The sequence below is a fragment of the Aestuariibaculum sp. YM273 genome, from assembly GCF_030908365.1.
GTDB lineage: Bacteria > Bacteroidota > Bacteroidia > Flavobacteriales > Flavobacteriaceae > Aestuariibaculum > Aestuariibaculum marinum.
Map to the genome: position 1 here is coordinate 1109788 of NZ_CP133090.1, position 12959 is coordinate 1122746.

8 protein-coding genes are annotated in these 12959 nt (G+C 36.3%); 2 read left to right on the forward strand and 6 right to left on the reverse strand.

All coding sequences use genetic code 11. The features are described 5' to 3' along the window. Positions 1 to 57 precede the first annotated feature (57 nt). Entirely contained in the window at positions 58 to 1026 is a 969-nt protein-coding gene (locus RBH94_RS04695; RefSeq protein WP_307882592.1) for an endonuclease/exonuclease/phosphatase family protein, read from the forward strand. Positions 1027 to 1079: 53 nt separating this feature from the next. Here RBH94_RS04695 and RBH94_RS04700 read toward each other — a convergent pair whose 3' ends face one another. Together RBH94_RS04700 and RBH94_RS04705 are read right to left on the reverse strand one after the other, a co-directional pair. Next, entirely contained in the window at positions 1080 to 2384 is a 1305-nt protein-coding gene (locus RBH94_RS04700) for a DUF5689 domain-containing protein (RefSeq protein WP_307882593.1), read from the reverse strand. 61 nt (positions 2385 to 2445) lie between these two features. After that, positions 2446 to 5214: a carboxypeptidase regulatory-like domain-containing protein gene (locus RBH94_RS04705; protein WP_307882594.1), complete on the reverse strand. Its 2769-nt coding sequence runs from the start codon at positions 5212 to 5214 to the stop codon at positions 2446 to 2448. 132 nt (positions 5215 to 5346) lie between these two features. On the opposite strand from RBH94_RS04705, the gene RBH94_RS04710 reads away from it, so the two are divergent. Beyond that, entirely contained in the window at positions 5347 to 6399 is a 1053-nt protein-coding gene (locus RBH94_RS04710) for an endonuclease/exonuclease/phosphatase family protein (RefSeq protein WP_307882595.1), read from the forward strand. 44 nt (positions 6400 to 6443) lie between these two features. Here RBH94_RS04710 and RBH94_RS04715 read toward each other — a convergent pair whose 3' ends face one another. The 4 genes from RBH94_RS04715 to pgi form a co-directional block, all read right to left on the reverse strand. Then, positions 6444 to 6881, reverse strand: coding sequence for a hypothetical protein (locus RBH94_RS04715; protein ID WP_307883139.1), 438 nt, complete (start codon positions 6879 to 6881; stop codon positions 6444 to 6446). 104 nt (positions 6882 to 6985) lie between these two features. Further along, a complete protein-coding gene (locus tag RBH94_RS04720; protein ID WP_307882596.1) occupies positions 6986 to 8635 on the reverse strand; it encodes a choice-of-anchor J domain-containing protein in 1650 nt (549 codons plus the stop codon). A gap of 8 nt (positions 8636 to 8643) precedes the next feature. Beyond that, the gene (locus RBH94_RS04725) at positions 8644 to 11181 is read right to left on the reverse strand and encodes a TonB-dependent receptor domain-containing protein (RefSeq protein WP_307882597.1); all 2538 of its coding nucleotides are present in this window, start codon (positions 11179 to 11181) and stop codon (positions 8644 to 8646) included. Positions 11182 to 11338: 157 nt separating this feature from the next. Further along, entirely contained in the window at positions 11339 to 12958 is a 1620-nt protein-coding gene (pgi, locus tag RBH94_RS04730) for a glucose-6-phosphate isomerase (RefSeq protein WP_307882598.1), read from the reverse strand. Position 12959: the final 1 nt, after the last annotated feature.

Genomic DNA, 12959 nt, shown 5'->3' on the forward strand with positions numbered 1-12959 from the left:
TTACATAATTGCATCCATTTTAATTTTTATATTTTTATTGCAAAATAAAAACTTCCTATGATCGATTTTGATGATGCCGAAGTAAGACCAAATTTATACACTACGGCATTTTATAATCTTGAAAATCTGTTTGATATTTACGACGACAAACATACAAATGACAATGATTTTCTACCTATTTCTAAAAAGAAATGGACGCCAAAACGCTATGATAATAAACTACGAAAATTAAGTTATGCCATTTCAAATATCGGACTACGGGAAACAGGAAAACACCCGGCATTAATTGGTATTGCCGAAGTTGAAAATGCCTCTGCTATTAAAGCGTTAATAGAATTTAAACACTTAGAAGATTATAATTATGATTATGTACATTATAACTCGCCCGACGAACGCGGTATTGATGTAGCTTTAATTTACGATCGTGATGTTTTTGAAGTCACTAATTCTGAAACGTATACCATTACCTTATTTGATGATGACGGCAGCCCGGATTACACCCGGGACATTTTACTCGTTTCTGGATTTTTAGAGGGTTTACCTGTCCATGTTCTTGTAAATCATTGGTCATCGCGACGTGAAGGTGAAAAAGAAACCGAACCCAAGCGCATCGTAGCATCAAAACGTTTAAGTGAGGTTATTGATGAGTTAAGAGAAGAACATCCAGAAGCCAAACTGATTATTATGGGCGATTTTAACGATGATCCGTCAAGTGCCAGTATAAAATCGTTGGTGGAAACTCAGAACCTGTACAATCCTATGGAAACGCTTCGTTCGTATAGCCGAGGAACCACATACCATAGCCGCCAATGGAATTTGTTCGACCAGATTATCATTACCACCAACTTTTTTGAAAACACGCCAAATAGCTTAGAATTTCATTCAGCTAATATTTTTGATGAAGACTTTTTAAAGCAATTCGATGGCAAGTTTAAAGGCACACCGTTTAGAACCTACGTAGGCACCAAATACCACGGTGGTTACAGCGACCATTTTCCGGTATATGCCATTTTTAAGAAAAACTAAGACATAAAAAAACCGCCCATTCAGGCGGTTTTTTTATTATATATTTCATTAAATTACTCTCCAAATACCTGAACATTATCAATCTCATATGTTGATGAAGCTGATGTTGTCGAGGTATATTTAAAGCCTACAAACAAGTTACCTCCTGCAGCTGCAGACACATCTACATCTCCAGAATCGGTCCATGAGGACCAACTATTTATATTAGTATCAAAATCGGCCGTTAATTGCACCCAAGTACCATCAGTTGTTGGGTCGCCTCCCATATAATCGGTACACATATACAGCTCAATATCGTTGCCTGCATAACGCTTAACCGTTTGAAAAGTTAGAGTTGCAGCAGAAACTCCAGATAAGTCAATAGCTTTAGTAATCAACCAGTCTTCATTGTCTCTATTGCCACCACTATAACCAGACATTGTTGCACTGTCATTTGGATTTCCAAAAGTATTATAATACCATTCCTGATCACCAACAACACTATAAGTTGTCCATTTATTTAAATTTCCTGATGAAAACGAATCTTCAAATAACGGATCGCAACGGCTTCCATCAAACATAACGTCTTCGGTATCACGAATGAATAATTGATAATCGGAATTATATTTACTAAACACTGCTACTATAGATCCCTGACCTACTGGAAATAATTCATTCTTAAAATCGGCAAAACCACTGTTTCTTAAAATAGTTTGAGAGTTATCCTCGCAATTTTTTAAATATCTATTTACCGTAAAGGTGTTATCTGCATTAGCATAAGGCTCCCCGACTTCTGAACTATTTAACTGCATATTATCAATCTGAACTAACATGTTTATATAGTTGTCATTAAACTCAGACGGAGTGATAACTTTTGGAACAATGGTTGCTACTTCAGCTGAACGAATAATATAATCATCGTAAGTAAATGCAGAAATTCTTCCAACACTAGTGCCATCAATCTCACCAATATGTAACACACTATTCATTTCATCCATTCCCAGACCATTTAGCTTCACATACACTTTTTGCCCGGGTTTATATAAGGCATATAAAGACGTGACATCTACATCTAACTGAATGGCCGCGGTTGGATCTTCAGGTTTATCTTGAATAATCAATACTTTATAAAAATTACCAGCTTCGTCATTAGACACTACATAGCCTTCAATTATTAATTCGCCTTCATTATTAGCCTCGTTAAAATCTACAAGACTACCAGCATACATATCTTTCACTATAGAAATTGTGGTATTCGCTTCAATATTTGGTTCTTCAATTTCTACATTAGGAATAGAATAATCGTCGTCATGGACACAGGATGTTAAAGCCAACGCAAAACTTAGTGCCAGAGTTAAATATATATTTGTCGTTTTCATGATATTATTTTTTTTATGTTTTTTGAATGCTTCGCAGTTCATCTGTTTTGTGTTTTATACTTTAAAATCTGAAATAAAGATTAAGGAAATAATTTGCGCCACGCCCGTACCAGTATTTTGGTCCGAAAACACGAGTATCATTACTCATATCGTCTCTTAACTCTCGGTAATTGGCTGCGCGCCCTTGTTCGAAACCACCTGTTTTATATTCTTTATCTAACACATTTCCTATGCTTGCAAAGAATCCAACATAATAATCGTCTATTTTCCACGATTTACCTCCAATAAGATTCACTACCATATAGTCATCAAACTGTTCCTGTTTTAATAACTCTCTGGCAATATCCTCGTCGTAATCATTAAACGGTAAGCCATCAACCGGATCTTTATAAAAATTTGCCGTTCTGGTTAACGGACTAACATCTACATAAGTATTTGTGAAAAAATTGGCTGTGGCTCCAAACCACCAGTAATCCGGATCGCGATATTCAAACCCTACAGAATATGCTCCTTGCGGCCCACCAGCCACTTTATAATCTTTCATATTGGCCGGACCTTGGGGTGCTGTAGCCGCATCGGCCGTTAAAATTAAATTCGGATTATTATCGTAAGTGTATTGACCTACAGAGGCTGCACCTTTTAATTTAATGGTTGGTGTTACCTGCGCTTCAATACCGGTTTCTACTCCTAAATGAATTTTATCAATCCCTTGAAGAATTTCACTCACAAATTCTGAACTTTCTGTAAAACCGGTTACCCCATCGGCATAGTAAAACGAGATTTCATTAGCATCTTCCGTTTTAATATAGAATCCGGTAACCCGTGCTTTTATAGTTGGCGAGCGGAAAATATAACTCGCGTCGAACGAGGTAATTTTTTCTTCTGTGATATCTGGCACTATATTATTATTAACACGCGCATTAGAAAAGGTATTCCTTAAAGATGGTGCTCGCGTAATGTAACCCGCATTGGCATCAAACAAATGCTTACCAGAAAACTTATAAGTAAAGCCCCCTTTAGCACCAATACCTGTAAAATCTAACTTGTCGCCTTTTCCTAAAGAATTTCCTGTATTGGCTTCATTATCATATAACCCTTCACGTTGATAATCAGTTTTTGAAACACTTCCTGCCAGATAAAAATCAATTTTATTGTATTTAAACTGTGCCTGAGCATATCCAGACAGCACATTGGCAAACAGGTTATAATTGTACTTAAACTTATCACCTTCAATAGCGATACGATTCGGATTCTGTAAATCAAACTGAAACCCATCGAATGAATCGACATTTAAAAAGCCGTTACCGCCTAATAAATCCATAATTTCAGCGAAATTTTGAGACTTTAGCTTTCTGTAATTCACAGCAGCATTTAAAATGATATTTTCATTCAATTCTGAATTTAAAATAGAATTGAACGTCCATTGCTTATCATCATTTCTATCTTCATATAAAATATAAGTTGAATAATTCCCTACGTTTTCTAAATTGGTTTGATACAAACTATTCCAATCTATTTGGCCATCATTCAAGAATTCCTGTTCTGCTAGATAGGCATTAGCATAATTTGGTCCTGCGGTTGGTGTTAACCAGTAACTAGGTAGTTTTTGGTAGTACGCCGGACTTGGATTAGAACCACCACCTATAGGAAAGCCGTCATCATTTAAACGGGTCCCTCCATAATCTAATCGACTATTCCCGGTTTTACCAAACTGATAACCGACATTCGTATTTAAGGTAGTTTTACTTGAAATATCCCAGTAATGGTTAAGCATTAAAATAGGCTCCTCAACATCTTTAAAACGCGAATTACGTTTCTCGCCATCTTGCCAACCCCAGTATTCGTTGTATTTAATTCCTTTTAAATCGTAAACTTCCTGAGTATTCGGCGCCGATTTTCCACGTCGGTTAGGCGCATAAATTGAGGTGAAATTAATACTGTGCTTATCGTTAATAACTTTTTCAACAGATGCAAATAGCGACTTAGAATCGTATAAGGTCGCATCCTGGTACCCTTCATTTCCCCAACGTCTGGAAAGCATAACCGTCATGGCCCAGCCCTCTTCCATCAAGCCAGTAGAATAACTCGCCATTAACCTATTCGTGTAACTACGATTAGATGAGGAATATGTTAATTGTCCCCCCGGACGATAATTCGTGGCCCTGGTATTAATATTAGTCGTTCCTAAAACACCTCCAAAATTATAAGCCGAAGGGGTTAATCCGGTGGTTAATTCCTGATTTCTAACCACATCATTTAATCCACCCCAATTACTCCATTGCGGCCTTCCATTATACATTTTGTTCATTTCGATACCGTTAATAAGCACCGAACCATTATCGGAATCTAAACCACGTAATCTAAAAAACGACGGACTAAATTCGAAGGCTGCAGTACGCTGAAACACGTCTAAAGACGATGATAAGAGTCCTGAAATATTATCGGCTCCGGTGGTATCGTCATTTAATTCATCATCAGAAAGTGTAATCGTAAATAACCCCTGTGAAGTTGTAACATCGACATCTAAAGTAATGTCCGATAAATCTACTGTTCTGTTTTCATTAACAACAATAGGAAAGCGTTTGGTTTGGTATCCGGGCTTCGATACGTTTAACATTTGTTCCCCGAGCGGAACATTACCTGAAAAAACAAATACTCCCTTAGCATCGGTTTCGGTGGATAGGGTTGTTTTTTCAACTGAAATAGTAACATCGGGTATGGGCTCAAAAGTAACACCATCTTTAACACTTCCGGTAATGATAGTTTGTTGTGCAAAAACAGTGAAAATTGAAAAAAACCCGCAAAAAGAAATGAGTAGTTTTTTTTTCATATTAAAAAATAGAGTTAGTCAATTTGCTATTTAACAGCAATTTAATGTCTACTAATTTACATTTTTTCTAATTAATATTTAAATTTGGTTGAATGTTTATAACCAAAATAACGATAACGTAACATTTTTATAATGAAGCAAATTAAACTCCTCTTATTTGTTTTTTTCCTGTCCCTTTATTCTCTAAGTTTTGGACAACCTAAAAAGACCTTCAAAGTACACACCATAGCATTTTACAATCTTGAAAATTTGTTTGATACCATCAATGATCCTAACAAATTTGATGAAGCCAGCCCGATGATGGAATTGAAAACGAACCGTTCTGAGGTGTACAAAAAGAAAATTCAGAATATGGCTATGGTTATTGCCGATATAGGTAAGGAAACCACACATAACTCACCAGCTATTATTGGAGTCTCTGAAGTTGAAAACCGGGAAGTTCTGGAAGATTTGGTTAATGATTCATCTTTAAGAGATAAAGATTACGGCATTGTGCATTTCCATTCTCCAGACGCCAGAGGTATTGACGTCGCTTTATTATATCAAAAAAAGCTATTTACCCCAACCTCAACCACAAGTAACGAATTAAAAATCTACGACGACAACTCTAAAAAACGTGTATATACACGCGACCAGCTGGTTGTTAGCGGGACATTAGAAGACGATCCGATAAGTATTATTGTAAATCACTGGCCATCGAGAAGTGGTGGTGAAGCACGAAGCCGCCCCAAACGTGTGGCTGCTGCAAAACTCACCAAACATCTGGTAGACTCTTTACAAGTTATCGACCCCTATGCGAAGGTATTTATTATGGGCGATTTTAACGATGACCCAACTAATAACAGTGTAAAAGACGTTTTAAAAGCTGAAAAAAATCGAGATAAGGTAAAATTAAAAGGCATTTATAACCCTTACGAAACCTATTTTAAAGATGGCTTAGGCACGACAGCCTATCGTGATGCATGGAGCTTGTTTGATCAAATATTAATGACTAAACCTTTATTAGAGGATGACTACTCCTCCTTTCGATTATACAAAGCAGGCATTTTTAATAAAAACTATTTAATAGGTAATAAAGGCAGATATAAAGGTTATCCGTTACGTAGCTTTGCCAATGGAAGTTTTACCGATGGATATAGCGACCATTTTCCGGTATATGTCTATGTTATTAAAGAAGTGGATTAACAAAATAAAAAAGGCAGCTGTTAGCTGCCTTTTTTATTTTGTTTTTAGCCTAACCAAACATCCCAAGGAATTCTTGATAATAACAACACTAAGCCAATAGTATAGAATATAGCAATTGGTTTAAGCTTTGCTTGTGAGGTCAATTTCTTTTTATGTTTTGAATAGCCTATGGTTATAGCTGCTATGGCTAAGATATTTACGATAGGATGCTCTACTAAATATAGACGTGCAATAGAGTTTTTCATAACTTCTCCTCCTAATTGGCTCCATAATTCCAACCTCGGCGAAACCACGTAAAGAATCATACCTATTAATAATTGGGTATGTGTTAGGATTAATGTAAAAAGTGCCAATCTAAAATCCTTTACTTCATATTCCTTTTTACCAAATACTTTAATCAAAACGTTTATAACAGTAACGATTAAAACAATAAATACTAGATATGCCCAATAAGAGTGCAGGCTTTTTACAGCTTCGTAAATCATGAAATTTAAATTTTAAATTAGAGTAACAAATGTACTAATTAAAAACATAAAAAAACCGCTTCGTTTGAAGCGGTTTTTTTATTTATAAAGATTAAATACTTTTATTCTGAAGGAAGTTGCCAAACCCCATCAGTCTTAATAACCAATAGGCTTTCCACTCCACTAGAACCGTTGTAAACATCGAAAGTTACCAAATATTTTTGTCCTTCCTCTGCCGATGGATCTAACTCATTCAACACATAATCCATAGCTTCAGCAATCATTTCATCCGTCCATTCTGCAGCATTACCTGGACGTCTTTCAAAATTACCATAGTTATCCATACTTCCCGTAGCTGCAGGATATGTAGCTGATAATGATTCAACAATCAAGGTATAATCTGAAGGCACTAATGTATAACGAATTGTATTATCTGGCACCCAGATACCATCTTCTAAACCAAACTGTAAAGTGGTTTCAATAGTCGATTCAGCCCCTGTCCAAACACCGTCAATTACTGTAAATAAGTTTCCTCTTCTTTGCGCTCCACTTGAACTTGAGTAATAATCATAAATCACCAACATCTCTTCTTCTTCCTGACCGTAAGGGAATTTTAAGCTCATAAACGTTGGTAAATAATTATTTGGCGGAATTGAACTTCCAAAATTATCATACTGACCAGGTTGTCCTGAACCTTCTCCCATAGAATCAAAATCTCCAGAACTTAAATAATAGACACCTTCGATAGCCTCCCAAGCTCCTTCGGTGTATATGAAATACTCGCCTTTAGAATCTGTAGCACCAGTAGCTCCTAACACTTTAATTGCTACGCTTTCTATACGCCATCTTGCAGCATCAGAATCGGTAGATTCATATTTAAAAGCAATATTAATGGTTTGTCCATCATAGGCTGAGAAATCATAATCTTCAGAAGCAGCCATATCTCCTGTAGCTGGGTTAGCCAAGGTAATCTCATCCCATGTTGCTGTTAAAATATCATCAGTATAATCTGTAGATACTAATATTTTTAAAAGCGAGGCATCACCTGCATAATCCAGCTCTTGAGTTATTTGAAATTTTAAATCAGCCGCATCGGTTAAATCTATTGAAGGAGACACCAGCCATTCTGTATTAGCTACCTGACCTCCAAAATAACTGTTACCCTGAACATAACCGGTTTCCGAAGTCCATACAGCATCAGATCCAAACTCCTCTTCCACAGACCAGCCTTCCATACTTCCTGCAAAATTATACGATACTAAATCTGCTAATCCTACTTCAGGCACTTCTGTATATTGATCGTATTTGGCTAAAATTATTTGCCCCTCTGTAGGGCTAGCTATTTGAGCTTCTAGAACATCAGGGATCATAGAAGCGGCATCAACATTAGGGTAAAACCCAAAAGCATCGCTTCCTGCTGAGGCATAATCTGCATTGGTTAACTGGTAAATATCTGAACTTGTTAAATCGCTTACGCCTTCAGCAGTACCAACATAAAGCATATAACCAACTGTAATAGAAGACCCGTCAGACAAATAAGGATATAATTCCCCTAAATAATCTGGTAATAACTCTTTAGCTTCGTCTTCAGAATTAAAACTTCCATAAGACAAATCCAGTTCGTCATAATCATCATCAGTAAGCGTAATTGATACTTCTTCAATAACACCAACCTCATCCGCTTTAGCGTCTTCATGAATATCTTCCATAGGATTACAACCCACCATGATTGCTCCTAATAAAATCGTGTATAAATAATATATCTTTTTCATCGTTCTTTTTAAAATTTAAGTTTTAAACCAACACTATACGTTCTTCCTGCTCCATAGTAAACTAATGCTGTTGCAGCCGTACCGTCTACATCGTTCGCATCAGAAACATATTCTGTATTAAACACGTTATTGATTTTCCCGTTTAATACGGCTTCAAACCCTACCATATCGAAGGCATGTGTTAATCCTAAATCGAATAATCCAAAATCAGGTAATTTCCATACATCTGGTAAATCGGCACTCGATCTGTTAGTTACATCGTACGATGCGTAGTTATCACCAGCAAAGTTATAATCGGCATAGATTGAAGATTTTGGAGCTAATTTATATTTAGCACCTAAAGCAAATGTGGTTTGCGCTGCATCACCAACTTTAATCCCATCGGCAATTACAACCACTTCGTCTATAACAGTACCTCCCTGATCTTGAACCTGAGCCGAGGAGTTACTTTTCCATTTCCAATCTCCTAAAGACGCCATACCTGTAAATGATAACTTATCGGTTAACTTATATCTTAAATCAACCTCAATACCTTGGTGTAAGGCATCAATTCCTAATAAGTTGTAGAAATAAATTTCATTGTCAGCCCCTTGAAGAGAACCTGTGTAAGCTTTATCTAACCAATTTGTATAATAAATATTTACATTGGCAGATAATTTTTCGCTTCGGTAACCATACCCTAACTCTGCACTAAACACCTTTTCGTTTACTGCATCGGCATTTGGAACAATACCGTCTTCATCTAAAAATACGTTATCTAAAAATGGTGCTTTTGAAAAATAACCAACATTTATGAATACATTATTATTCATATCTAAATTGTAGTTACCACCACCTTTTACACCAAAACCTAAAAAGTCTACATAATCTGAAGAACGGTCTCCTGTGATTTCGTTATTCATGTATTCTTTTTGCTTATAGCTACTGTTAGAAATATCGGCAGCAATAAAGAAGTTTAACGCATCTGTTAATTGATATTCTGCCTGACCAAAAAGTCCGGTTCTTAATACAACACCATCGTAATCTTTGTTGTATTTATCACCAACACGTAAAGGTTTTCCATAAGCGAAAGTATCCGTTTCATTATCTAAGAAGAATTGTCCTCCTAATAAATCGTCAACTTCATACCAGTGAGACCCTACATAGTAACGGCCGTCTAAACCACCTGAAATGGTTAACTGATCGTTGATTCTGTTTTTATAAGTCGATAATAATCCATACCATTCGTGTGAGTTTCTAGAAGATGAAATAATATCGGTAGATCCTAATGCCCCATTAGCTTTATTCTCCTCTATAATTCTATCAAAATCTATAGGCTGTAATCCTGAACCACCAATGCGGTATTCGCTAGACCCTATTTTAGAACCTTCATCTCTACGACCACCACCTGATCCGAATGAAGCATATAATGCGGTTGATAAAGCCGAATTGTCATTAATCTCCCATAAATGATTTAAAGAGATTTGAGGTTTATGATAGAAGTTAAACGATTGATGGTATACTTCTCCGTTTTTATACCCCCAATCCTTATTTGCTTTTTGAGGCCCTGAATCGGTATCTAACAATTCTGCTATTGTTGAACGATTATAACGTTGCCCGTGTGTTTGCTGCGCACCAAAAGCAGTAAATGTTAATCTGTGTTGCTCATTTAACTGTTGTGCCAAACTCAAAAAATAGTTATATCCAGAAAACTCTGTACCATCTACATAACCGTCACCAGAAATTTTTGAAGCACTAACGGTTGCTGCAAAACCCTTTTCGGTTAACCCTGTAGAATACGTCATTCCATATTTTAAATATCCATTATTACCAATGCTTGAGTATACATTTCCACCCTGCTCGGCATCAGTAGATTTGGTAATAATATTAATGGTACCCCCAACTGAAGGTACGGCTACTTTAGAAGCCCCTAAACCTCTTTGAACCTGCATTGAAGATGTTACATCACCTAAACCGGCCCAGTTAGACCAGTATACAGCTCCGTTTTCCATATCGTTAACAGGCACCCCGTTAATCATTACAGCAACATTTTCAGAATCAAATCCACGAAGATTAATTCTACCATCACCATAACCACCACCGGCACGAGTAGCATAAACCCCTGGTGTAGCTTTTAAAATCTCAGGAAACTCCTGAGTACTTAATTTTAAAGAAATCTCTTCCGATTTAATTGTAGATACAGCTACCGGTGTTTTTCTGTCTACGGCTACAGAAGCAATAATTTGAATTTCCTGTAAACCCACCTGACTAGATTCCATCGATATGGTCCCTAAGTCTGCGTCTTTTGTAAAGGCAACTGTTTTAGTAGTATACCCTACGTAAGTAATCAAAATTTCCCCTGAATCCGATTCCGTTTCTAATGTAAAGTTTCCATCGAAGTCTGTTACAACGCCGTTGGTTGTCCCCTTTTCTATTACATTAGCGCCTGGAAGTGGCATGTTTATTCCAGCTTCTACAACAACTCCCTTAATTGTTGATTGTGCCAAAATAACTGAAGTAAATAACAATGCTCCCGCGAGCATCATAAACTGAGCGGTTTTTTTCATAATTAATTATTTGAATTAGTCAAGGCAAAAATACTGATAATCAGAAAACATTCATTACCAATATGTTAAATATTTTAACGATTGTTGATAAAAAAAACGCGTCAGTATTAAAAATACTGACGCGTTTTAAAGATTCTTATGAGAATAATTCTATCTTTTATGAAATTCCCTTATAATAATTCAATAAATTCTGAGTAGAGGAATCATGCACTGAATCCGCGCTATTGTTAAATTCATGTAAAATTTTGTTCGCTAACTGTTTACCCAATTCCACTCCAAACTGATCGTAACTAAAGATATTCCAAATAATACCTTGTACAAATATTTTATGTTCATACATGGCTATCAATTTACCTAAACTTTCTGGTGATAACTTGTTAATAAACACCGTATTTGTTGGTTTATTACCTTCAAAGACCTTAAATGGCACCAAACTATCGGCTGTTCCTTCGGCTAAAACGTCTTCTTTAGTTTTACCATTTAGCAAGGCTTCTGTTTGCGCTAAAAAATTGGATATTAATTTATCCTGATGATCTTTATTATTATGTAACGATTTTGTAAATCCAATAAAATCAGCCGGAATTAATTTAGTTCCTTGATGTATTAATTGGAAGAAGGCATGTTGTGCATTGGTTCCTGGCTCTCCCCAAATAATAGTACCGGTTTGGTAATCAATTGGGTTACCGTTTCTATCAACACTTTTGCCGTTACTTTCCATAATACCCTGTTGCAAATAGGTTGCAAACTGATTCAAGTATTGCGAATACGGTATAACAGCTTCACTTTCCGCTTTAAAGAAATTGTTATACCAGACGCTTATAAGAGCTAATATTACAGGAATATTTTGGCTGAAATCTTCATTCTTGAAGTGCTCATCCATTTTGTGAGCTCCTTTTAATAGGTTTTCAAAATTGTTATATCCAACAGATAAACTAATAGATAAACCTACCGCGCTCCAAAGAGAAAAACGGCCACCAACCCAATCCCACATCGGGAAAATATTGTTTTCGTCAATCCCGAAGGCTTTTACGTTAGCAATATTAGTTGACACAGCCACAAAATGCTCAGCGATTGCAGCTTCATCAGCCGATTTTAAAAACCATGATTTTATGGTATTGGCATTAGACAAGGTCTCCTGAGTCGTAAATGTTTTTGACACAATAACGAAAAGTGTGGTCTCCGGATTTAATTTCTTAATCACTTCATTTACATGGTCGCCATCAACATTACTCACAAAATGGGTCGTTAAATGGTTTTTGTAATACTGAAGCGCGTCAACCACCATAGCAGGCCCTAGGTCTGAGCCACCAATACCGATATTAACAATATCGGTAAATCGTTTACCTGTATAACCGGTTCTGTGTCCGTTTACCACTTCGTTGGTAAACTTTTCAATTTTCTTTTTTACTTCAAATATTTCTGGCATCACGTTAACACCATCTACTTTAAAATCTGCCGATTCCGGTGCACGAAGTGCCATATGTAATACCGAACGACCTTCGGTTTGATTTATCGTTTCTCCTGAAAACTGACTATTTATGGCTTCTTTTAATTTTACCTCGTCGACCAACTCTAACAAATATTTTACAGTTTCTTCGGTGATTCTGTTTTTAGAATAATCGACATAAAAATCATCCCATGTAATGGTAAACTTACTTGCTCGGTCTTCATCCTCTGCAAATAAAGATTTCATGTGTACACTACTAATGGTTTCAAAATGCTCCTGAAGTTTTTTCCAGGACTTTGTTTCGGTTGGATTAATGTTAGGTAATGCCATA

Bases quoted from the DNA above. Each gene is read 5' to 3' on its own strand.
- RBH94_RS04700 (WP_307882593.1), bottom strand. From the start codon at position 2,384: ATGAAAACGACAAATATATATTTAACTCTGGCACTAAGTTTTGCGTTG.
- pgi (WP_307882598.1), bottom strand. From the start codon at position 12,958: ATGGCATTACCTAACATTAATCCAACCGAAACAAAGTCCTGGAAAAAA.
- RBH94_RS04720 (WP_307882596.1), bottom strand. From the start codon at position 8,635: ATGAAAAAGATATATTATTTATACACGATTTTATTAGGAGCAATCATG.
- RBH94_RS04725 (WP_307882597.1), bottom strand. From the start codon at position 11,181: ATGAAAAAAACCGCTCAGTTTATGATGCTCGCGGGAGCATTGTTATTT.
- RBH94_RS04695 (WP_307882592.1), top strand. From the start codon at position 58: ATGATCGATTTTGATGATGCCGAAGTAAGACCAAATTTATACACTACG.
- RBH94_RS04710 (WP_307882595.1), top strand. From the start codon at position 5,347: ATGAAGCAAATTAAACTCCTCTTATTTGTTTTTTTCCTGTCCCTTTAT.
- RBH94_RS04705 (WP_307882594.1), bottom strand. From the start codon at position 5,214: ATGAAAAAAAAACTACTCATTTCTTTTTGCGGGTTTTTTTCAATTTTC.